Annotated in this window: 21 protein-coding genes; 16 read left to right on the top strand and 5 right to left on the bottom strand. The window is 61.8% G+C overall.

From position 1 onward, the window contains the following. Nucleotides 1–209: 209 nt before the first annotated feature. Complete coding sequence (locus tag K6N12_RS11125; protein ID WP_097627277.1) at nucleotides 210–671, top strand: molybdenum cofactor biosynthesis protein MoaE; 462 nt, start codon at nucleotides 210–212, stop codon at nucleotides 669–671. A 1-nt stretch (nucleotide 672) separates the two neighbouring features. Here the strand turns inward: K6N12_RS11125 and K6N12_RS11120 are convergent, their stop codons facing one another. After that, nucleotides 673–1,569 carry a branched-chain amino acid ABC transporter permease gene (locus K6N12_RS11120; protein WP_097627022.1) on the bottom strand — a complete coding sequence of 299 codons (897 nt, stop codon included), beginning with the start codon at nucleotides 1,567–1,569 and terminating at the stop codon, nucleotides 673–675. A 64-nt stretch (nucleotides 1,570–1,633) separates the two neighbouring features. Between K6N12_RS11120 and K6N12_RS11115 the strand changes: the two genes are divergently transcribed. Further along, the gene (locus K6N12_RS11115) at nucleotides 1,634–2,179 is read left to right on the top strand and encodes a CGNR zinc finger domain-containing protein (protein ID WP_097627020.1); all 546 of its coding nucleotides are present in this window, start codon (nucleotides 1,634–1,636) and stop codon (nucleotides 2,177–2,179) included. Next, nucleotides 2,176–2,679, top strand: coding sequence for a hypothetical protein (locus tag K6N12_RS11110; protein ID WP_097627018.1), 504 nt, complete (start codon nucleotides 2,176–2,178; stop codon nucleotides 2,677–2,679). The genes K6N12_RS11115 and K6N12_RS11110 overlap by 4 nt, the downstream gene beginning before the upstream one ends. Before the next feature lie 89 nt (nucleotides 2,680–2,768). Here K6N12_RS11110 and ndk read toward each other — a convergent pair whose 3' ends face one another. Continuing rightward, nucleotides 2,769–3,191, bottom strand: coding sequence for a nucleoside-diphosphate kinase (ndk, locus tag K6N12_RS11105; protein WP_003574140.1), 423 nt, complete (start codon nucleotides 3,189–3,191; stop codon nucleotides 2,769–2,771). A gap of 81 nt (nucleotides 3,192–3,272) precedes the next feature. Continuing rightward, nucleotides 3,273–3,962, bottom strand: coding sequence for a glutathione S-transferase family protein (locus K6N12_RS11100; RefSeq protein ID WP_097627016.1), 690 nt, complete (start codon nucleotides 3,960–3,962; stop codon nucleotides 3,273–3,275). A gap of 139 nt (nucleotides 3,963–4,101) precedes the next feature. Here K6N12_RS11100 and K6N12_RS11095 point away from each other — a divergent pair, with 139 nt between their 5' ends. The 6 genes from K6N12_RS11095 (at nucleotide 4,102) to K6N12_RS11070 (ending at nucleotide 11,962) form a co-directional block, all read left to right on the top strand. Continuing rightward, entirely contained in the window at nucleotides 4,102–4,611 is a 510-nt protein-coding gene (locus tag K6N12_RS11095) for a DinB family protein (RefSeq protein WP_097627014.1), read from the top strand. A 134-nt stretch (nucleotides 4,612–4,745) separates the two neighbouring features. Next, nucleotides 4,746–5,795 (top strand): GGDEF domain-containing protein, encoded by a 1,050-nt coding sequence (locus K6N12_RS11090; protein WP_097627012.1) that lies wholly within the window; start codon nucleotides 4,746–4,748, stop codon nucleotides 5,793–5,795. Nucleotides 5,796–5,907: 112 nt separating this feature from the next. After that, the gene (locus K6N12_RS11085) at nucleotides 5,908–7,791 is read left to right on the top strand and encodes an ABC-F family ATP-binding cassette domain-containing protein (RefSeq protein ID WP_097627276.1); all 1,884 of its coding nucleotides are present in this window, start codon (nucleotides 5,908–5,910) and stop codon (nucleotides 7,789–7,791) included. A 178-nt stretch (nucleotides 7,792–7,969) separates the two neighbouring features. Next, complete coding sequence (locus K6N12_RS11080; protein ID WP_097627010.1) at nucleotides 7,970–8,812, top strand: polysaccharide deacetylase family protein; 843 nt, start codon at nucleotides 7,970–7,972, stop codon at nucleotides 8,810–8,812. Nucleotides 8,813–8,878: 66 nt separating this feature from the next. Continuing rightward, nucleotides 8,879–10,921 (top strand): prolyl oligopeptidase family serine peptidase, encoded by a 2,043-nt coding sequence (locus K6N12_RS11075; RefSeq protein WP_222148808.1) that lies wholly within the window; start codon nucleotides 8,879–8,881, stop codon nucleotides 10,919–10,921. A 114-nt stretch (nucleotides 10,922–11,035) separates the two neighbouring features. Continuing rightward, complete coding sequence (locus tag K6N12_RS11070) at nucleotides 11,036–11,962, top strand: Gfo/Idh/MocA family protein (protein ID WP_097627006.1); 927 nt, start codon at nucleotides 11,036–11,038, stop codon at nucleotides 11,960–11,962. A gap of 132 nt (nucleotides 11,963–12,094) precedes the next feature. On the opposite strand, the gene K6N12_RS11065 is transcribed toward K6N12_RS11070, so the two are convergent. Next, nucleotides 12,095–12,544, bottom strand: a complete 450-nt coding sequence (locus K6N12_RS11065) for a DNA polymerase III subunit chi (RefSeq protein WP_097627004.1) — start codon at nucleotides 12,542–12,544, stop codon at nucleotides 12,095–12,097. Beyond that, complete coding sequence (locus tag K6N12_RS11060) at nucleotides 12,544–14,034, bottom strand: leucyl aminopeptidase (RefSeq protein WP_097627002.1); 1,491 nt, start codon at nucleotides 14,032–14,034, stop codon at nucleotides 12,544–12,546. The genes K6N12_RS11065 and K6N12_RS11060 overlap by 1 nt, the downstream gene beginning before the upstream one ends. 144 nt (nucleotides 14,035–14,178) lie before the next feature. On the opposite strand from K6N12_RS11060, the gene K6N12_RS11055 reads away from it, so the two are divergent. The 7 genes from K6N12_RS11055 to rsmA all read left to right on the top strand — a co-directional run bounded on the left by K6N12_RS11055 (nucleotide 14,179) and on the right by rsmA (nucleotide 22,618). Continuing rightward, nucleotides 14,179–14,952, top strand: coding sequence for a phosphatase PAP2 family protein (locus tag K6N12_RS11055; protein ID WP_097626999.1), 774 nt, complete (start codon nucleotides 14,179–14,181; stop codon nucleotides 14,950–14,952). Nucleotides 14,953–15,052: 100 nt separating this feature from the next. Continuing rightward, nucleotides 15,053–16,234: an LPS export ABC transporter permease LptF gene (gene lptF, locus K6N12_RS11050; RefSeq protein ID WP_097627275.1), complete on the top strand. Its 1,182-nt coding sequence runs from the start codon at nucleotides 15,053–15,055 to the stop codon at nucleotides 16,232–16,234. After that, nucleotides 16,231–17,319, top strand: coding sequence for an LPS export ABC transporter permease LptG (gene lptG, locus K6N12_RS11045; RefSeq protein ID WP_097626997.1), 1,089 nt, complete (start codon nucleotides 16,231–16,233; stop codon nucleotides 17,317–17,319). The genes lptF and lptG overlap by 4 nt, the downstream gene beginning before the upstream one ends. After that, a complete protein-coding gene (locus K6N12_RS11040; protein WP_097626995.1) occupies nucleotides 17,319–19,646 on the top strand; it encodes an LPS-assembly protein LptD in 2,328 nt (775 codons plus the stop codon). The genes lptG and K6N12_RS11040 overlap by 1 nt, the downstream gene beginning before the upstream one ends. Nucleotides 19,647–19,811: 165 nt before the next feature. After that, a complete protein-coding gene (locus K6N12_RS11035) occupies nucleotides 19,812–20,756 on the top strand; it encodes a SurA N-terminal domain-containing protein (protein WP_097626993.1) in 945 nt (314 codons plus the stop codon). Nucleotides 20,757–20,762: 6 nt separating this feature from the next. Continuing rightward, the gene (gene pdxA, locus K6N12_RS11030; protein ID WP_097626947.1) at nucleotides 20,763–21,791 is read left to right on the top strand and encodes a 4-hydroxythreonine-4-phosphate dehydrogenase PdxA; all 1,029 of its coding nucleotides are present in this window, start codon (nucleotides 20,763–20,765) and stop codon (nucleotides 21,789–21,791) included. After that, nucleotides 21,791–22,618, top strand: coding sequence for a 16S rRNA (adenine(1518)-N(6)/adenine(1519)-N(6))-dimethyltransferase RsmA (gene rsmA, locus K6N12_RS11025; protein WP_097626945.1), 828 nt, complete (start codon nucleotides 21,791–21,793; stop codon nucleotides 22,616–22,618). The genes pdxA and rsmA overlap by 1 nt, the downstream gene beginning before the upstream one ends.

Here is a 22,618-nt window from a genome sequence, read left to right as displayed (position 1 = left end):
GGTAGGACTGCGTCTTCCTCTATCTCCCTCATTCCTGTGCTTGTCACAGGAATCCAGTGCGCCCAAGTCCTTGGGCGCGGGAGAAGCACTTGCCAAAAGGAAAGAGTCATTCACCGCGCGGACGCGCGGTGGCTGGATTCCTGTGACAAGCACATGAATGAGGGAGCTTGGGGATACGGCAGCGCATCAAAGCAGCGGAGGTCCCCGTGGTGACCATCACTCCCACCATCCGTGTCCAACATGAGGATTTCGACCTGCAGGCGGAGGTCGACCATCTCTCCAAGGGCAAGCCGGGCATCGGCGCCGTCGTCACCTTCTCCGGCCTCTGCCGCGATGACGGCGGAACCCTCGCCGCCCTCGAACTCGAACATTACCCCGGCATGGCCGAAGCCGAGATGACCCGCATCGGTAAACTCGCCATCGAGCGCTTCGGGCTGCTCGGCCTCACCGCCATCCACCGATACGGCAAGATCGCCGTCGGCGAGAATATCGTGCTCGTCGTTGCGGCCGCACCGCACCGGCAAGCGGCGTTCGACGGCGCCAACTTCGTCATGGACTTCCTGAAGACAGCAGCCCCCTTTTGGAAGAAGGAACATGGCAAGGATGGCGCGGCCGGCGACTGGGTCGCGGCGAAAGATGCCGACGATACGGCGCGCGGCAAGTGGAAATAAGCTAAAGCACCACTCGCTCCCTGCGGCTCATGACCAGCAATAGAACGAGCAGCGAGAAAATGACCAGATCGCGCCAGACGAAGGGGCCATAGGCGCCCCATAGGGTCTCGACGACGGCGAGCCCGGCGGCCCCGCCTGCCGAGCGCAGCGGATCGGAGTAACCACCGACGGCTGATATCAGCAGCACCTTCAGCCCGAACATCAGGCCCGCGCCGAAATCCATCGAGCCGTAATAGAAGGTCGCGAGGATACCGCAGATCGTGGCGACGAGGGCGGCCGCGGCATAGGCGACGAGGAAGACCCGGTCGGCGCTGGTGCCGCAGAGCTCGGCGGCCAGCGGATCGTCGGTAACGGCGCGCCAGATGCGGCCCCAGGCCGTGCGCCTGAGGATCAGCGCACCCACCGCGACCATGGCTGCCATCAGTACCGTGTCGATCAGCTGGATATAGGTCAGCGTCACCTTGAACGGGCCGTCGCTCCAGAAGACGACCGTGCCGTTCAGGAAGGGTGGCAGCCAGATGGCACGGGTATCAGCGGCAAGCCGGGCAGTTTCCATCAGCACGATCATGATACCAAGGGCGGCGACGATCACCGTATTCGGCGATTTGCTGACCAGCGGCAGCATGATCGAGCGGCCGATCCATATGCCCGCCGCCAACGAATAGACGATGGCAGCGCCGGCGCCGACGGCAAGGGCCGCCGGCAGCACCAACCAGAACTTGACATAGGCGAGTTCGGTGAAGAGCAGCAGGATCTGGCCTGCGAAGGCGAAGATCGCCCCATAGGTGATGTCGGCTCGCTTGGTCACGCCGAAGGCGACGGCATAGCCGAAGGCGAGCGCGGCATAAAGAGCAGCGAGCGGAACCGCATTCGCCAGTTGCTGCAGAAGATAGGCCATTCCATGCACCCCGCGTCGGCAAATTATAACTGGTAAAACCTATTTCACCAGTTATAATTTCATCATGAGCTTTTCCTGGACCCCTCACCGCTTTGCCGGAGGCGCGCTGGCGCTCGATGTCGCCAATAGCGTCGTGCTGCGCCACGATGCAGCGCGGCGGATCGACCGCTTCGCGGTTCAGGGCCAGATGCAGGACTTTCCGCGCGCCGCTGCCGAATTCTGTGCCGAACGGGCCCTCTTCGGCGACATCGCTCCGGTGGCTAGTGAAGACGAGACGGATTTCCTCGCGCTGCGGGAAGCGATCGACCGCTATTTCCGCAAGCGTATACTGGATGGCGGCGACGACCAATTGCTGGCCGTGCTGCTGGAGCTGCTGGCAAAAGTGTTGCGCGAGGCAAACCCCGGCAGCGTGGCCAGGGCCACAGCCCATTCGGTGCTGCGGTTGGTCGCCATGCCGGATCCGGAGCGCATGAAAATCTGCGGCAATTGCGGCTGGCTGTTCATCGATCGCAGCAAGAACAGGAGCCGCGCCTGGTGCGACATGGCGGTCTGCGGCAACCGCGCCAAGGCGAACCGCCACTACCGCCGCAAGAAGGAGGAGACGCCATGAGAATATATTTGATCATAACAGCGGCAGCGGCCAGCCTTCTACTTTCGGCCTGCCAGCGCCAGGCCGAAAATCTCGTCGAGGTCACCGGCCATCTCTTCGTCTTCAACTATCGGGTGGCGAGCGCCACCTATCTGCTGACGCTGAAGAAGACAGGTCCCATTCCCGATGGTTCGGTCATCATCGCCGAATTCGAAAATCCTCAAGGCGGCGAACCACTGGTGCTGAACCAGAAAATCTATCCGATCGACGACAAGATCGCACTGCAGAGCCAAAACCTGCACTGCGTACGCAAGGACCGTCCCTATTCCGTCAGCCTCCGTCTGGTCGACAAGGACGGCAAGGTGCTGCAGGAATTGAAGACGCAATTCCGATCCGACCTGGACCAGACCGTGCTGCCGAGCAAGCCGCTCGTTGTTGGTGCGCTTTATGACAAGAACCCTGAGGTCTTCAAGCCGGACGGCAGCGTCGATTTCTCAAACACCGACAAATGCCCGGCATAAAGGAACGCCCGGCATAGAAAAAGCCGGAGCGAAGCCCCGGCTTTCGAGAGTCAATTCAAGGCATTGCGCGCCAATGCCGAAGCGTGGCCTCAGCCGACGACTTCGGTATCGGAGAACCAGTACTTGATTTCCTGGGCAGCCGTTTCCGGAGCATCCGAACCGTGAACGGAATTTTCGCCGATCGACAGGGCATGAACCTTGCGGATCGTGCCTTCGTCAGCGTTTGCCGGGTTGGTCGCGCCCATGATCTCGCGGTTCTTGAGGATGGCGCCTTCGCCTTCCAGAACCTGAACGACGGTCGGACCGGAGGTCATGCCTTCGACGAGTTCGCCGAAGAAGGGGCGATCCTTGTGAACGGCGTAGAAGCCTTCGGCTTCGCGGCGGCTCATCCAGACGCGCTTGGAGGCGACGACGCGCAGGCCGGCATCTTCGAGCATCTTGGTGATGGCGCCCGTCAGGTTGCGCTTGGTTGCATCCGGCTTGATCATCGAGAAGGTGCGTTCAATCGCCATAGTCAAATCCTCTGGTTTCTCGGGAAAAGTGGGCGGTCTTTACCCGCCCCACCGCCCGAAAACAAGAGGTCGGCGGCAATTTCACGCCGCTGTCACAGTCCGGCCGCGGCTTTGATGGAGATCGAGGCAGCGTTCGAACCAGCCCAAGACGGGATCGTCGGCGGCCAGCATGGCGAGACCAGTGCAGATACGCAGCCATTGCAGCGCCCCGAAGACGATATAATCGGCAAAGAGCGGCGTTTGCCCACCGATGAAAGGCTGGAATTTCAGCATGTGCCGGAGCGGCTCCAGCTTGGCGCCGAAGGCGGCCTTCTCCGCCTCGCTACCCGCAGCAACGACTTCGAATGATTTCCCGAGACGAGCTTCGCGGCTCTCGCGGAAATAGGCCTTGTCTCCCTCGTCGAGATTGGCGTGGATGTCGAGAAGGGCGATCCGCGTGATGGCCGGATGGATGATCATCTGCGAATAGCCCTCGACCATGCGCGACAGCGCCTTGCCGCCCTCGCCGTTAAACAGCGACTGCCGCTCGGGATAGGCCTCCTCCAGATAGAGAGCGATGTCGAAACTGTCGGGGATCAGCCTGCCATTGTCGTCGAGAACGGGCACGGTCTGCGAGACGCCGCCGCCGATTGCGCGGATGCGGGCATAGGTCGTCGGGATCTCCTCGAAATCCAGCCCCTTATGCGCCAGCGCCATCACTGCCTTCCAGCAATGAGGCGAGAAGAAGTGCTGCTTGTCTGCACCGCATAGGGAATAGAGGGCTCTGGTCATGACAGTCCTTTCGAGATCGAAACGCAGCGCATTCCACGACAGAAAAAGCCTGCGATCAAATCAGGAATTTTCATGGCGCCATCACTCGGATTTCTCGGGAAACTGATTAGACTGCCGTAATCAGGACAGGGGGGATCGAATGCTCCGACATTACAGCATGTTTGCTGCGTATAACCGCTGGGCCAACGCCCAGGTCTACGCGGCAGCGGCCGAACTCAGTGATGCGGAATTCCGCAGCGACCGCGGCGCCTTCTTCGGCTCACTGCACCGCACGCTCAATCATCTGCTCGTCGCCGACCGGATCTGGATGAAGCGCTTCACCGGTACCGGCGAAGCGCCGACGACACTCGATGCCGTTCTTTATGAAGAACTGGATGCGCTTACCGCCGCACGGAGGGCGGAGGACGAGCGGATCATTGCCTGGACGGGCACGCTTGATGAGGCAAGCCTTGCCGCCGACTTCACCTATGTGCCGGTGACGCAGCCGATCGAAATCACCCAGCCATTGCAGCCGGCCCTTGCGCATCTCTTCAATCACCAGACCCATCATCGCGGCCAATGCCACATGACGCTGACGGCGCTCGGCAAGCCGAGCCTCAGTCTCGATCTCATCTACTTCCTGCGCAGCGACGGCCGCGAGTGGATGTGAGGCAGCCTTTATCATCAAGACGGTATTAACCGCCTTTGCCGGTTGCGCAGGCAATTCAGCCAAAGATTCAGCCTCTCTTAAAGCCTTGCAGGCATAGCGGAATGAAGGAATAAGCCAGGCTGCGAGGGATTGTCATGCAGAATGCAAGCGCAAACGCTTTGGTGCCGCGCGAGGCCGCGCATCCGACGCCTATGGCCGACATTCAGAGGATCGCCCAGCACCTGACGCGCCTGAACATTGCGGCGCTGCCGCGCAATTACGAACTTTTCCACGAAGCGATCATCGGGCTCAATGCCGGCCTTGCACAGGATATCGCGGCGCTCGGTGCGCAGCCGCAACAGGCGATGCTCGACGAACTCGGATTGAAATACCGCCTTGTCGGCCATTGCGGTCTGGCCGGCGAGACGTCGCGCAACGAGGCGAGCCGGATGCTGCGCGAGGTGGCGGAGAGGCTTGCCGAGGGGCTGCGGCACAAAGACGCCTTTGCACGCGCCTGCGGCACGATCCTGAAATCGTTTTCCGGCAACGACAACCAGAGCCTCACCGCCTTCCTCGGCGAGATAGACTACCTCTCCGCCTCGCTGGCGACGGTGTTGTCGGCGGAAACGGAGATCGCGGATAGGCTGCAGGACGACATCAAGAGGCTGGAGACGCTGGAGCGCGGCATTTCGGCGATGCAATCGGCCGCCGTCGCCGACCGGATCACCGGACTTCCGAACCGCATCGCACTGAACCGCCAAATCGCCGATCTCTATCAGCGCGACGAAGGTTTCGCCGGCAGCGCGCTTGTTATGGTCGATATCGACAACTTCACCGATCTCAACGACAGATACGGCACCCAGGCCGGCAACAAGCTGCTGAAGAAGCTCGCCGCCCTCTTCCGCAAATCGGTCAAGAAGAACGACTTCGTCGCCCGCACCGAGGCGGACGAATTCGCTTTCCTGTTTGCCAATGTCGGCATGCAGGATGCGATGACGATCGCCGAGCGCCTGCGCGCTTCCGTCGAGGACAATCTGGTCTTCGCGACCTCCGACAGGGCCGATCGCGGCAGGCTGACCATCTCGATCGGCGTCGCGCTCAGCACGGATGCGGCAACGCCTGGACAGTTGCAGGCCAATGCCCGCGTGGCGCTCCTCGCCGCGCAGACGAACCCCCGCCAGCCGGTGCAGGCTTTCGGCCACTGAAGGCGCTGACAGCGCGCCGCCGGCCACAAGCAAGCTTCTCAGCGCCCAAGCAAGCTTGGCGTGGGAACAAGCGCTCTTGCCTTGGCGGGCGCTTTCGGCCAAAACGCCGGCCATGATCACGCTCACCGATATTTCCGCCCGCATTGCCGGGCGCCTGCTTCTCGACAATGCCAGCATTTCGCTGCCTTCGGGCACGAAGGCGGGGCTGGTCGGGCGCAACGGCGCCGGCAAGTCCACGCTGTTTCGCGTCATTACCGGCGATCTCGGCTCGGAGACCGGATCGGTGTCGATCCCGAAGGCGGCACGCATCGGTCAGGTGGCGCAGGAAGCACCGGCAACCGAGCAATCCCTGATCGAGATCGTGCTTTCAGCCGACAAGGAACGCGCGGCCCTCGTGGCCGAGGCGGAAACGGCGACCGATCCCCACCGCATCGCCGAAATCCAGATGCGCCTTGTCGATATCGACGCGCATTCGGCCGAGGCGCGCGCCGCGAGCATTCTTGCCGGCCTCGGCTTCGACCAGGCGGCGCAAGCCCGCCCCGCCTCTTCCTTCTCCGGCGGCTGGCGCATGCGCGTGGCGCTTGCCGCCGTGCTGTTTTCCGAGCCGGATCTGCTGCTGCTCGACGAACCCACAAACTATCTCGACCTCGAAGGCACGTTGTGGCTGGAAGACTATGTCCGCCGCTATCCGCACACCGTCATCATCATCAGCCACGACCGCGACCTCCTGAACAACGCGGTCAACGCAATCGTCCATCTCGACCAGAAGAAGCTGACCTTCTATCGCGGCGGCTACGATCAGTTCGAGCGGCAGAAGGCGGAAGCCGACGAGCTGCAGACCAAGGCCAAGGCCAAGAACGACGCGGCGCGCAAACATCTGCAGAGCTTCATCGATCGCTTCAAGGCCAAGGCCTCCAAGGCCCGGCAGGCGCAATCGCGAGTCAAGGCGCTCGAGCGCATGGGAACCGTCGCCGCTGTCATCGAGGATCACGTACAGCCGATCACTTTTCCCGAGCCGGAAAAGCAGCCGGCCTCGCCGATCGTTGCGATCCAGAGCGGCGCCGTCGGCTACGAGCCCGGCAATCCGATCCTGAAGAACCTCAACCTGCGCATCGACAATGACGACCGCATCGCCCTGCTCGGCTCGAACGGCAACGGCAAATCGACCTTCGCCAAATTCATCTCCGGCCGGCTTGCGCCGGAAAGCGGCGAAGTGAAGCTGGCGCCGAGCCTGAAGATCGGTTTCTTCGCTCAGCATCAACTCGACGACCTCATTCCCGAGCAGTCGCCGGTCGAGCACGTGCGCCGGCTGATGCCTGGCGCGCCGGAGCCGAAGGTGCGCGCCCGCGTCGCCCAGATGGGGCTTGCGACCGAGAAGATGGCAACCGCCGCCAAGGATCTTTCGGGCGGCGAAAAGGCCCGGCTGCTGATGGGGCTCGCCGCCTTCAACGCACCCAATCTGCTGATCCTCGACGAACCGACAAACCATCTCGACATCGACAGCCGCCGGGCGCTGATCGAGGCGCTGAACGATTACGAAGGCGCCGTCATCCTGATCTCGCATGACCGCCACCTGATCGAGGCGACGGTCGACCGGCTGTGGCTGGTCAACGACGGGACGGTGACGACCTTCGAAGGCGACATGGACGAATACCGCGACCTGATCGTCACATCCGGTAAAAAAAAAGAAGAAAAGCCGCAGCTGACTGAGGATGCGACGTCGAAGGCCGACCAGCGCAAGCTCAATGCCGAACGTCGCGCCTCGCTGACGCCGCTCAAGAAAAAGATCAACGAAATCGAATCCTTGACGGCGAAGCTGGAGAAACAGATTCAGGCGCTTGACGCGGAACTTGCAAATCCCGCCCTCTACGAAAAGACGCCCGCCAAGGCGGCCGAAAAGGCAAAGCAGCGCGGCGAAGCCGCGGCCAAGCTGGCTGCCGCCGAGGAAGACTGGCTGATGCTTTCGGCCGAATACGAAGAGGCCATGGCAGGATAGCCATATTCCTCAGAGTGTGATGTCGCCCGAAAACCGCTGACGCTTTTCGGCATCATGCTCCGTCCAAAGCGTGGCGAAGTGCCGCGGATCGGCACAATTCCGGCCGCCTTCAACCAATCGTTAACCATAATTCGAAAGGTTGTCTCAACATTCGTTACCGATTTGTTGAGCCCTTTCGATGTATCGCTTTTTCATTCTGTCCTGCATGGCCCTCACGGCCGCGCTGTCTGCCTGCAGCACCACAAAACAGGCCCCGGATACATCGATCAAGACCTCCTCCGTGATTGCGCCCGAGTGGCGGAAACTTGGCTATGCCGCCGACGATGCGGCGCCGCGTATGAGCGGCTGGCACCGTCTGGCCGGGCGGACGCTGGAAGTCTCCTCGCTTGCCGATCTCAAGCTGCAGGACAAGGAAGTGATCCTGAGCTTCGACGACGGTCCGATCCCGGGCCGGACCGACAAAGTGCTGGCGATCCTCGACCGGTTCGGCGTCAAGGGCGCCTTCATGATGGTCGGCGAAATGGCCGAAATGCATCCGGCGCTGGCCCGCAGGGTCGCCGAGGACGGCAATACGATCGGCAGCCACACCTACGACCACGCCGACCTGACATCGCTTGATTTCGACGCAGCGATGGCCGAGGTGGTCAAGGGCGAATTGGCGGTGACCAAGGCGACGGGAACCGACGTCGCCTTCTTCCGCTTCCCCTATCTGGCCGAGAGCCACAGGCTGCGCGCCGCGATCGCCATGCGCGATCTGGTGGTCATGGATGTCGATGTCGATAGCAAGGATTATTTCGCCATCACGCCGGCCTCCGTGACTCAGCGGACGATGGACCTGCTGCACAAACGCGGCCGCGGCATCATCCTGATGCATGACATCCACAAACGCACGGCAACGATGCTGCCGACCCTGCTCTCCGAACTCGAAGCCGAAGGCTACAAGGTGGTGACGCTGAAGTTCAAGAAGACGCAGGCGCCGAGCAACCTCGTCGCCTCGGCCGATTTGGTGACGACCCGGTAAGCCGGGTTGCCAAGTCCGGACGCGCTGCCTAGATCTGTTCGACGTCAACGAACCGGCAGGTCAGCTATGAACCTTCATCTCGAAACGGACGACGATCCGCGCACCCGCCAGTTTATCGACGAGCATAACCGGGTTTCGGACGCGGCGTTCAGAACGGCCGAATTTGCCAGGGATCGTGATGCGATCAAGGCGCTGATCGAGCGGCAGGACAGGCTGATCGTGCCGATGCGCCGCGGTGCATGGCTGTTCGATTTCCGGCAGAGCAAGGATAATCCTCTCGGCGTCTGGCTCCGTCTGCCTGCCGACCAGGAGCCGCTGCCGGACGCCGGTTGGGAACAGGTCTTCGATCTCGATGCCTTCTGCATCCGTGAAGGCAAGCGCTGGAACTGGCGCGGCGTCGTCACCTGCCCGTGGGAGCCGACGCGAGTGCTGCTCACGCTTTCGGACGGCGGCTCGGATCTTCTTCGGCTGCTCGAATTCGACGCCGAGAGGAAAGAGATCGTCGAGGGCGGTTTCGACACACCGGCTGCACGATCGCATGCCAATTGGCTGAGCCGCGACGAGATCTGCTATTTCGGCTCCATCGATCGATTTTCGGCGACCCGCTCCGGATGGCCACGGGTCGGGCGGCGATTGAAGCGCGGGCAGCGGCCGGAGGATGCCGCCGTCATGTTCGAAGCCGCGGATGAAGACGTCTATGGCTTCAATCTCATTATCGACCCTTCCCTGTCGGGCGGTTCGGCGGATGCCGGATTGATCGACATTTTCGTCACCGCCCATGAGATCGGCTTCGCCAGCGCTTTCCTGACCGCCGTCGACGGCACGCAGCGGCGCATCGATCTGCCCAAGGAGGCGGACTTCCAGTTCAATCACGATCATTGCCTCTGGCGGGCAAAGACCGATGAGCGCGTTGCCACCGGCAGTCTCGTGCTGCAGCGCTTCGATCCCGGCTCGCAGACAGTTCCGCTCGGGCCGGAGCGGATCCTGTTTCGGCCTGACGAGGGCCAGTCGATCTCGCAGATGATGCTGATGCGCGAGTGGTGTGTCTTCATCATTTCAGACCGGCTGCGTCCGCGCCTCATGGTGCTGGATCTCACGAAGCCCGATGCCGAACAGCGCGAGATCGCGCTGCCGGCCGACATGCAGACGGCTCATTTCAGGCCGCTTTATGCGGATCTGCATCTTGGCGACGATACGCTCTGCATCATCGGCCAGGGCTTTCTGCAGCCGCCGGCCTGTTACCGGCTCGAGCTGTCGGATCGCAGCAAGGAGGCCGAGCCGATTTTCATCGCTGGGGCGCCCAGTTATTTCGATGCGGCCGATATGTCATCCGAACTGCTGGAGGCGGTTTCCGAAGACGGAACCAGGGTTGCCTACCGGCTGATCCTACCGAAACACTGGACCAAGGGCGCGCTGCCGGTGCTGCTTTACGGCTATGGCGGGTTCGATGTTTCGCTGTCGCCGACCTATTCCGGCGTGACGGGACGCTGGCTGGAACAGGGCGGCGCCTATGTGCAGGCCTATATCCGCGGCGGCGGCGAATTCGGCCCCGATTGGTATCGCAGCGCCAAACGGCAGGGGCGAGACCGGGCGTTTGCCGATTTCGTCGCCATCGCCCGCGATCTCGTCGCCCGCGGCTACACCGTGCCGTCGCGCATCGCCTGCCAAGGCGGCAGCAATGGCGGCCTGCTAACCGGCGTGATGCTGACGCGCTATCCGGAGGATTTCGGCGCCGTCTGGTGCCAGGTGCCGGTGCTCGACATGACACGCTTCCACCTGTTCAGCGCAGGCCAGGCCTGGATGGACGAGTACGGCGATCCGGAGATAACAGCCGACCGGGATTTCATGCTCGGCTACTCGCCGCTCCATAATGTCCGGCCGGCAACCGAGGTCTCCTATCCGCCGATTTATATCGAAAGCTCCGCCAATGACGACCGGGTGCATCCCTCGCATGCGCGCCGCTTCGCCGCGCGGCTGGAGGAAGCCGGACACCGGCCGCTCTTCCATGAGTTCGGCTCGGGCGGGCATGGCGGCGACGGCAATTCCGAAGAGCGCGCCGCCCGGGCGGCCATGGGTTACAGCTTCCTTCGCCAAACTATCATGAGGTAAGACGAGCCATCATGCGGTAGGATAGAAGAGAATGAAGGGGAGAGCTTGTCGGCGCTCTCCTTTCTGCTAAAAGAAGCGCAATAAATCATACTTTTCACAGGCTCGAGCGAAACCATGTCTCCTATCAACCTCGCCATCGTCGGCGTCGGCAAGATCGTCCGCGACCAGCACCTCCCTTCCATCGCCAAGAACGCCGATTTCAAGCTCGTCGCCACGGCAAGCCGCCACGGCACGGTCGAAGGCATCAACAGCTATACGACGATCGAGGCGATGCTCGACGCCGAGCCGTCGATCGATGCGGTGTCGCTCTGCATGCCGCCGCAATATCGCTACGAAGCGGCTTATAAGGCGCTCGTCGCCGGTAAGCACGTCTTCCTGGAAAAGCCGCCGGGTGCCACGCTGAGCGAAGTGGCCGATCTCGAGACGCTTGCGAGCAAACAGGGTTCGTCGCTGTTTGCCAGCTGGCATTCGCGCTATGCGCCGGCCGTCGAGGCCGCCAAGGCGTTTCTGGCTGCGACGACAATCAAAAGCGTGCATGTGATCTGGAAGGAAGATGTCCGCCACTGGCATCCGAACCAGGACTGGATCTGGCAGGCTGGTGGCCTCGGGGTTTTCGATCCCGGCATCAACGCGCTGTCGATCGTCACCCATATCCTGCCGCGGCCGATCTTCATCACCGAGGCCGTGCTCGAATTTCCTGAAAACCGCGATGCGCCGATCGCGTCCGACATTCGCTTCCGCAATGCCGACGGCCTGCCGGTTCATGCCGAATTCGACTGGCGCCAGACCGGCAAGCAGAGCTGGGACATCGTCGCGGAGACCGCGGCCGGCCAGATGGTTCTCGCCGAAGGCGGCGCCAAGCTTTCCATCGACGGCACGCTGACCTTCGCCGAGCCGGAGCAGGAATATCCCTCGCTCTATCGCCGCTTCGCCGAAATCATTAAAGCCGGCACGTCGGATGTGGATCTCGCGCCGCTGCGCCACGTCGCCGACGCCTTCATGCTCGGCAAGCGGAAATTCGTGGACGCGTTCCACGACTGAGCCGTCGGCGGCGTTGCGACGCCTTCTTAGGCTTGCAGGCTGAGCAACAAGACCCGCAGTAAGGTCAGGTTTTTCGGAGGCCGACAATCGGCGCCATACCGGCGCCGATTGTCGGTATGTCCGGTGAAACGCTCAGGCCTTCTTCTCCCATCGCCCTTCCGGCGTCTGCTGCCAATAGGTGAGGCTATGCCCCTCGCCTTTCAGCTTCTTCCATTGCGCCCGGGCGGCCTCCAGTTGCACCTGGTCGTGACCATCGAACATGAAGACGACGCGTTCATAGGCATCGACCGGCGGCGGCTCGGCGCCGTCTATGATGAAACGCACGGTCGCCGCATTGGCATTGCCTGAGGTCACCGTCAAAAGCACCGGCTGGCTTTCGGCGAAATCCCCCTCATCGGTGCCGTGCGGCAGAAAACTCTCCTCGCGGAACGTCCAGAGATGCGAGTCGAGAGCATCGCGCCGCGCTGGCTCGCGCGTCTGGACGGCGACGCGCCAGCCGCGCTCGACGCTTTTGTCGATCAGCGGCGGAAGCGCGTCTTCCAGCCTGGTTTCGGTCAGATGATAAAAGAGAACGTCCGTCATCAGGATTCATAATGGGCGCGAACGAGCTCGTCGAGCAGGCGCACGCCAAAACCTGAACCCCAGGACTGGTTGATCTCGTCCTGCGGCGAGCCCATCGCCGTGCCGGCGATATCGAGATGCGCCCAGGGCGTGTCCTGTACGAAACGCTTGATGAAATGCGCAGCGGTGATCGAGCCTGCCTGCCGGCCGCCGGTGTTCTTCATGTCGGCGAACTTGCTGTCGATCAGCTTGTCGTAGTCCTTGCCGAGCGGCATGCGCCAGAGTTTCTCGTTTGTGGAAAGGCCGGCTTCCGTCAGCTGAGCGGAAAGCTGGTCGTCATTGGAAAACAGGCCGGCATGCACATTGCCGAGCGCGACGACGATCGCGCCGGTCAGCGTGGCGAGATTGATCATGAATTGCGGCTTGAAACGGTCGTTGCAATACCAGAGCGCATCGCAGAGCACGAGACGGCCTTCGGCATCGGTATTGATCACCTCGATCGTCTGGCCTGACATCGAGGTGACGATATCGCCGGGACGCTGGGCGTTGCCGTCAGGCATGTTCTCGACCAGACCGATGACGCCCACGGCGTTGACGGCGGCCTTGCGCGAGGCGAGCACATGCATGAGGCCGGTGACGGCTGCCGCACCGCCCATATCGCCCTTCATGTCCTCCATGCCGGCGGCAGGCTTGATCGAAATGCCGCCGGTATCGAAGACGACGCCCTTGCCGATGAAGGCGACGGGACGATCCTTGGCTTTGCCGCCCTTCCACTGCATCACCGCCAGGCGCGGCGGGCGCACGGAGCCCTGGGCAACGCCGAGAAGGGCGCCCATGCCGAAACGGCGCATCTCCTTCTCGGTCAGGATCTCCACTTCGACGCCGAGCTTTTCCAGCTCCTTCGCCTTGGCGGCGAACTCGACGGGGCCCAGCACGTTCGGCGGCTCGTTGACGAGGTCACGGGCAAGATTGACGCCGCCGGCAATCGCCTCGGAATCGGAAAACGCCTTCTTGGCGCCGGCCGGATCGGCGGTGACGATCGTCACCTTGACCGATTTGCCCGTCTTTTCCTCGTCGTCGCTCTTCTTCGTCTTGTAGCTATCGAAACTATAGGCGCGCAGCAGCATGCCGAGGGCGAAATCGGCGGCTGCCCGCGCGCTCGTCTGAAGGCCAGGCACGTCGATGAAGACGGCGGCCTTGTCGGTATTCTTGATTCTCGCTGCCGCGGTACCGCCGGCCTTCAGCCAATCATGGGCGGTGAGGTCGGCGGCCTTGCCGAGCCCGATGACGACAATGCGCTCGACGGATGCGCCTTCCGGAGCGACGATATCGAGCGCGCTCATGGATTTCGCGGAGAATCGGGCGATCCGGGCGGCCTTGGCGATCACGCCTGCCGGATCGACTGTTTCGGCGCCCGCAGCGCTGTCGGCCTCTGTGGTTTTCAACAGGATCGCCAGGCCGCCAGTGAGCTTCGCCGACTTTGAAAATGAGATTTCGAACTTTGCTGACATGTCTTCTCCGCTGGGATTCTTTGAAATCCGTCCGCCGCGGATAATTTCGCGTTTGGCGGGTCTGTCAATGGCTTGCGACAATTGTTATGGTCGCCCGCGGCCATCAAGGCCCTCATGTTTTCGTCAGTTTCGTAGTTATTCGCGTTGACAGTTTCCTCGAAAAATCGCCCGCGGGGTCCGATAATCCGCCTGCCGCAAACGACCTTCGGCGCCTTCATGCTGCTGTTCTGGACGTGGTGGGCACTGCTGATCGTCTTCCGCGCCTTCCCCGGGATAGACATCTATTTTTCCCAGCTTTTTTTCTTGCGTACGGATTGCGACGCGGCTGCCGCGGCCGGCAGCGTCTGCGGCGGATTTCCCTATCGCGACTCGGGAAACTTCGACCTCTTGCGCACCGTCTTCTTCCGCCTGCCCTATGTCGTGGCGATCGTGATGGTGTGGAAGCTCATCGAATGCCACCAGCAGCATGGCGCATCCTTCAACGTCGGACGGGCGCGCAAGCTGAAAGTCGCGCTCGGAACGCTGCTGATTGGACCGGTGCTGCTCGTCAATGTCATCCTGAAGGAACATTGGGGCCGGCCGCGACCGATACAGACGGACATTTTCGGCGGCGCGCTGCATTTCGTCGAGGCGGGTTCGCTTGCCGGAAAATGCGTTTCGAACTGCTCTTTCATCTCTGGCGAGGCAGCAAGCGCCGGCTGGCTTTTCTGCCTTCTGCTCTTCGTTCCGAAATCCTTGCGTTATGCAGTGGCAGCACCGCTGGCGGCGGTCTCGATCCTGACGCCTGCGATGCGGCTATCCTTCGGGGCGCACTACCTGTCCGACGTCGTTCTCGGATGGCTTTCGTCGCTTGTCGTCTTCGCCGCGTTGCTGGCATTAACCGAGTCGCAACAGCATCAAAAAAATTCTGAAAATTGAATGAATTTTTGACACCAGCTTGTCGCAAAACCGCGACAAAGAGCGTAGAGGGTTTCTCCTGCAAAGCCGTTTGGGCGTGCAGGTGCTTTCAAGGGCAGGCATGAAACTACTCGAGACATACATATTACGGCGCGTCGGCCAGATGTTTCTCGTGGCGCTCCTGCCCGTTCTGGCGATCATTTGGACGACTCAGGTGTTGCAGCGCATCAACCTGGTCACCGACAGCGGCCAGTCGATCGGCTCGTTCGCCAAGCTCGCGACGATGATTCTGCCGTCGATCATTCCCGTTGTCCTGCCCTTCGCCCTCGTTATCGCGATCACCCAGACGCTGACGACGATGAACAACGATTCCGAGCTCACCGTTATCGACGCGGCCGGGGCGCGGCGCAGCGTGCTGATCCGCCCGATCCTGCTGCTTGCCGCCGTCGTCAGCGTTTTTTCCTTCTTCGTCGACAACGTCGTCGAGCCGCGCGCCAAAACCGTCGTGCGCCAGATGATCGCCGAGACCTATGCCGACCTCTTGTCTTCGGTGATCGAGGAAAAGACCTTCCGCAAGCTTGATGAAGGCCTTTATGTGCAGATCTCGAAGCGGATGGCCGGCCGCATGCTGAAGGGCCTTTTCGTCGCCGACGAGCGCGATCCGGCCTACGAGCTGATCTATTATGCGAAGGAAGGCGCCGTCGACGATACGGGCACGACGCTGATCATGCATGAAGGTGAGGTTCACCGTAAAACGCCCGACGGCAATGTCTCGGTGATCAATTTCGATTCCTATTCCTTCGACCTCTCGGACATGACGGAGAATCGCGGCCAGGCGACGCTGCGCGCCAGCGACCGCGACCTGTGGTTCCTGCTCAATCCGGATCCGGCCGACAAGGACTATACGATCCGGCCGCAGAGCTACCGCGCCGAACTGCATCGCCGGCTGACGGACTGGATCCTGCCTGTCGTCTTCGCGCTGTTTTCGCTGGCAATCGCCGGCGATGCGCGCTCGCACCGCGAAGCGCGACTGCATCCGATGGTGAGCGCGCTCGCCTATGCCTTCGCGCTGCGCTGGGCGGCATTCTACGCGGCCAATCAGATCGACACCGATCCTGAATATATCGTCGTTCTCTACGCCATACCGATCGTCAGCAGCATCATCTCGATCGTCTTCCTCGGCCTGCACAAACGACTGGCCGTACCCTCGTTCATTCGCGACCGGATGTCGTCTTTCTGGAGACGGACGCAGGAAAGGCTGCTGGCCGCAACCGGCAGGGCCGGCGGAGACGCCGCCCAATGATATTCGGGACATTGTCGCGTTATTTCTTTCGCCGCTACCTGGTGACGATGGGCTGGTTCCTGATCGGCGTCTCGGCGATTTCCTTCCTGCTCGATTTCAGCGAGACGGCGGGCCGCATGTCCGGCCTACCCGGCTACACGATCGGCGGCGGCATCCTGATGACCGCCGTGCGCCTGCCGCTGATCCTGCAGCAGACGGTGCCTTTCATCGCGCTGTTCGTCGGCATGACGGTGCTGATCGGGCTCAACCGCAAATATGAGCTCGTCGTCACGCGCGCTGCCGGCATTTCGGTCTGGCAGTTCATGTTCCCCTTCATCGCCGGCTCGCTGATACTTGGCCTACTGACGATGACAGCGCTCAATCCGCTTGCCGCCTGGGGGCAGCGCCAGGCGCTGCTTGTCGAATCCGACTGGCGCGGCGAAAACGCCGTTCTGCGCAAGGCGCCGCAGATTCCGTGGCTGCGCCAGATCAGCGGCCGGGACGATGTCATCATCGGCGCCCACACGGTTCAGGAGAACGGAACCAAGCTGATCGACGCCGTGTTGATCCATTTCGATTCAAGCGGTCAGGTCATTCTGAGACAGGACGCCGCGACGGCAAAATTGGAAGATGGTTACTGGCAACTTAACAACGTTGTCGAGCGCAAGCCTGGCGAAATCCCCGTGCGTAAAGCTTCGGTTCAACTTCGCACCAATCTGAAACAGGACTTCGTCCAGGAGCGGCTGACAGCGCCGGAAACAATTGGTTTCTTTGACCTTTCCAACCGCATTGCCGCGGCCAAATCCTTCGGCATCTCGACCAAGGCGCTGGAGACGCAATTCAACTCCCTGTTGTCCCAGCCCCTGCTGCTGGTGGCAATGACTTTCATTGCTGCAACAGTGTCCCTAAAATTTAGCCGGTTCAACCAATCCCGCTCCGTGATTCTGGGTGGCATCCTCTCGGGCTTCATGCTTTATGTCATCACCGTGCTTGTAAAGGCATTCGGAAGCAGTGGAGTTGTGCCCCCCTTCGTGGCGACGTGGATACCGGTGATCGTCGCGCTGGCCTTGGGTGCGACTATTCTGCTTCATCAGGAGGACGGCTAGTGGCGGCAGGCGACCGCAAGTATTTTAGTAAACAGTTGGTTGCCCTGCTCGTCGGCGCGACTCTATGTTCCTATTTCGGCAGTGTCCCGGTCTCCTACGGCCAGGCCAATACGTCCGCTCAAGATATCGGGAAGAATATTCCGGAAGGGGCCAAGCTTCTGCTTTCGGCCAATGAACTCGTCTACAACCGTGACGCCGATCTGGTGTCGGCGATCGGTGGCGTGCAGATCAACTATGCCGGCTACAAAATGGTCGCGCAGAAGGTCGAGTACAATCAGAAGACCGGCCGGATGATGGCGCTCGGCAACGTCGAGCTGGTCAGCCCGGACGGCAACCGCATCTATGCGGACAACCTTGACGTGACCGACAATTTCGCCGACGGGTTCCTGAACTCGCTGCGCATTGAAACCTCCGACAATACGCGTATCGTCGCCGAAAGCGGCCAGCGTGTCGGCGGCACGATGATGATTCTCAACAAGGGCGTCTACACCGCCTGCCTTCCCTGCGCCGAAGATCCGAAGCGCGCGCCTTTCTGGCAGGTCAAGGCGAAGCGGGTGATTCAGAACGGCGTGACCCACACGATCCGTCTGGAGCGGGCGCGCTTCGAGCTGCTCGGTTACCCCATTGCCTTCGTGCCTTTCATCGAGGTCCCCGACAATACGGTGAAGCGCAAGTCAGGCTTTCTCTTCCCAACGATGAGCCTGTCGCAGAATCTCGGCTTCGGTCTTTCTATTCCTTATTACTACGTGATCTCGCCGAGCATGGACGCGACGGTCACCACGACCGGCTACACCGCCCAGGGCTTCCTCGTCGAAGGCGAATTCCGCCAGCGCTTCGAAAACGGCACGCATATCCTGCGCGTCGCCGGCATAGATCAGGCAAAGCCGGACAATTTCAGCTCCGGCACCAGCGATGCCGAAGCCAGTCGGCGTGGCATGGTCGCCTCGAAGGCCGAATTCCGTATCAATCCGCGCTGGACGTTCGGCTGGGACGTCATGGTGCAGAGCGACAACAATTTCTCGAAGACCTATAAGCTGAAGGACTTCACCGGCACGGATCGCACCAACCAGATCTACCTGACCGGACTTGGGAAACGCAATTATTTCGACATGCGGGCGTTCTATTTCGACGTCCAGGATGCCGATCGGAAGAACACGGCCGAAAAGCAGCAGGCGATCGTCTATCCGGCGCTCGACTACCACTATGTGGCGCCGCAGCCGCTGGCCGGCGGCGAATTGTCGGCGGATGTCAACCTGACGAATATTTCGCGCACTCATGACGACTTCTATACCGTCGACGGCTTCGACCGCTTCCGCGGCCTGAAGGGACAGACCTCGCGACTGACGGCCGAACTGCAGTGGAAGCGCACCTACGTCACGCCGACCGGCCTGGTGATCACGCCACTTCTGGCCGCCCGCGGCGACGCTTTCGCGCTCAATATGGACAACCCCACGGGTTACACCGGCAACTATCTCGACGACAATTCCGCCACCCGCTCGATGTTCACCGCCGGGCTGGAGCTGCGTTATCCGATCCTGATGACGACCGAGAACAGCACCCATATTCTCGAACCTATCGCACAGATCTATGCCCGCCCCGACGAGCAGCTCGCCGGCCGGCTGCCGAACGAGGATGCACAGAGCTTCGTCTTCGACGCCACCTCGCTGTTCGATCGCGATAAGTTCTCCGGCTACGACCGCGTCGAAGGCGGCACCCGCGCCAATGTCGGCATCCAGTATACCGGGACGTTCGACAGCGGCTACAAACTGCACGGCATCTTCGGCCAATCCTATCAGATTGCCGGCCAGAACTCCTTTGCCACCGATGATCTCGTCAATGTCGGCGCGGATTCGGGCCTGGAAACCGACCGTTCCGATTATGTCGGCCTTGGCGGCGTCGAAACACCATACGGCGTTTCCGTCGCGGCCTCCTACCGCCTCGACGAGAAGGATTTCGAGTTCCGCCGCGGCGACCTGACGACGGCCTACCAGAACGACACCTTCCAGACGCAGGTGACCTACACCCATCTCAGCGCCCAGCCGGCCTATGGCTTTGCCGAGGACAACGACGAAATCCAGACCAGCAGCAAAGTCAAATTCAAGGATTATTGGGCGATCTTCGGCGGCATCGCCTGGGATCTGAACAATGATGTGCTCAGCCGCCGGACGCTCGGTCTCTCCTATGAGGACGAATGCACGATCTTCACGATCGCCTATACCGATACCCGGGACTCCGACGACGAGTCGGCCAGCGACTGGACGATCGGCGCACGGCTGACCTTCCGAACGCTCGGCGATATCAAGATCGGTTCAGACACCCTTGAGTGACGGGCGGCCGGCGCAAACATGGCCTGAAGCCATTCTTTCGCCGTATGCCTGTGCAGGACATTGCCGCCAGTCGGTATCTGAGGCATAGGGGTTTCGCCGCGTGTCTCGCACTGTGATAAAAAACGCCGCGAACGACGTCTCGCGGCGCTATCGGGAGGTCAACAGATGATTGACGCGAAAAAAGCCATAACCAAGTTCCTTGCCGGGGCAGCGCTTGCCTTGCTGACGGGGGTTGCCGCTCCGGCATTTGCCGCAAGCGAGGTCAAGGCCGTGGTGAACGGCACCGCCATCACCAGCGGCGACGTCGCCAAGCGCCAGGCCTTCCTGCGCCTTCAGCACACCAAGGCCGATGCCAAGGCTGCCGAGGAGCAACTGATCGACGAAACGCTCAAGCGGCAGGAGGTCTCCCGCGTCCATATGTCGGTCTCGCAGCAGGACGTCGATGCGTCTTTCGCGCGCTTTTCGGCCGGCAACAAACTTTCCGTCGAGCAGATGTCGCAGATCCTCGATCGCGCCGGCGTCGGCGTCGACCATTTCAAGGGTTTCATTGCCGTGCAGATGAGCTGGCCGCGGGTCGTCAACGCGCGCTACGGTTCGACCTCGCGGCTGTCGAACTATGATCTCGTCTCGCGCATGATGCAGAACAACAAGCAGAAGCCGGTGACGACCGAATATATGCTGCAGCAGATCATCTTCGTCATCCCGCAAGCCAAGCGCAACGCCATCACCGGCAAGCGCAAGGGCGAGGCCGAGGCGTCGCGCTCGAAATTTCCGGGCTGCGACCAGGCAAAGGTCTTTGCCGCGACGATGCGTGACGTTTCCGTGCGCGATCTCGGACGGATGCTCGCGCCCGAAATCCCGCCGGATTGGAAGCCGCTGGTCGAGCAGGCCAAGGGCAATACGACAGGGACCCGCGTCACCGATAAGGGCGTCGAATATCTGGCGATCTGCAGCCAGCGCCAGGTTTCCGACGACCAGGCTGCCGAAATGGTCTTCCGCCAGGAAGATCTCGGCAAGGCCAAGGGCGGCAAGGACGCCAGCCCGGAAAACGAAAACAGCAAGAAGTACCTGGATGAACTGCGCAAAAAGGCGCAGATCGCCTATCGCTGACCTGCGATGACGATACCATTTTCGCGACCGCTTGCGCTGAGCCAGGGCGACCCCGCCGGCATCGGGCCGGATATTACGCTGATGGCCTGGCTCCGGCGGCGTGAACTCGGGCTGCCGCCTTTCTTCCTGATCGGCGATCCCGAGGTGTTGGCGTTGCGAGCCCGCCAGCTCAACCTTTCGGTTTCGATCCGCGAGATTGAAAAAACCAGCGAGGCTGCCGGTATGTTTGCCGATGCGCTGCCCGTCATGACGGTGCCTGCCGGTATCGAGGTGGTTGCCGGCGAGCCGCATGCAGCAACGGCGAAGGGCACGATCGCGGCGATCGAAAAAGCCGTTTCGCTTGTCATCATCGGCGAGGCGCTCGCGGTCGTCACCAACCCGATCGCCAAATCAGTGCTCTACGAGGCCGGTTTCCGGTTTCCCGGCCATACCGAATTTCTCGCCGATCTCGCCGCCAGGGCGACGGGCAGGCCGGTGACGCCCGTCATGATGCTATCGGGACCGAAGCTTCGAGCCATTCCCGTCACCATCCACATTCCGGTCCGGGACGTGCCGCAGGCGCTGACCGGCGACCTGATCGTGGAAACCTGCCGGATCGCCCATGAAGACCTGAGGCAGCGTTTCGGCATCGCGGCGCCGCGGCTCGCGGTTGCCGGCCTCAACCCGCATGCGGGCGAAGGCGGGACGATAGGCAGGGAGGACGAGGATGTCATTCGCCCGGCGATCCAGCGCCTGCGCGACGAGGGCATCGATGCGATCGGCCCCCTGCCCGCCGACACGATGTTCCATGACGAGGCGCGGGCCCGATATGACGTCGCCGTCTGCATGTATCACGATCAGGCGCTGATCCCGGCCAAGGCACTCGGTTTCGACGACAGCGTCAACGTCACGCTCGGGCTTCCCTTCGTGCGCACCTCGCCGGATCACGGCACCGCTTTCGGCATCGCCGGCAAGGGACTGGCGCGCGAGCAGAGCCTCGTTGCAGCGCTGAAGCTCGCCGCCCAGCTTGGCCGCACTGCGGAAAGCCACCGCTGATGGCAACACTCGATGGCCTGCCGCCGCTTCGCGACGTCATCCAGCGTCACGGCCTCGATGCGCGCAAGGCGCTTGGGCAGAACTTCCTGCTCGACCTCAACCTCACGCAGAAGATCGCCCGCACGGCGGGTGCCCTCGAAGAGACGACCATCTTCGAAGTCGGCCCCGGCCCCGGCGGGCTGACGCGGGCGATCCTGGCGCTCGGCGCCCGGAAAGTCATCGCCGTCGAGCGGGATACGCGCTGCCTGCCGGCGCTCGCCGAGATCGCTGATCACTATCCCGGCCGGCTCGAGGTGATCGAAGGCGACGCGCTGAAGACCGACTTCGAGGCCTTGGCGCCGGAAGGCCCGGTCAAGATCATCGCCAACCTCCCCTACAATGTCGGCACGCAGCTTTTGGTCAACTGGCTGCTGCCGAAGGCCTGGCCGCCATTCTGGCAGTCGCTGACGCTGATGTTTCAGAAGGAAGTCGGCGAGCGTATCGTCGCCTCTGAAGACGACGACCATTATGGCCGGCTCGGTGTGCTCTGCGGCTGGCGGACACAGGCGCGCATGGCCTTCGATGTGCCGCCGCAAGCCTTCACGCCGCCACCAAAGGTAACGTCGACGGTCGTGCATCTGACGCCGCGTGAGAACCCCATCCCCTGCGCTGTCGGCAATCTGGAAAAGGTAACGCAGGCGGCCTTCGGACAGCGCCGCAAGATGCTGCGCCAAAGCCTGAAGCCGCTCGGCGGCGAGAGGCTGCTCGTCAAGGCCGGAATCGATCCGGCCCGGCGGGCGGAAACCCTGTCAGTCGAGGAATTCTGCCTGTTAGCAAATAGCCTTTAG

The sequence above is a fragment of the Rhizobium redzepovicii genome (genome assembly GCF_019793435.1).
Taxonomy (GTDB): domain Bacteria; phylum Pseudomonadota; class Alphaproteobacteria; order Rhizobiales; family Rhizobiaceae; genus Rhizobium; species Rhizobium redzepovicii.
This window is presented reverse-complemented; position numbering and strand designations above follow the sequence as displayed.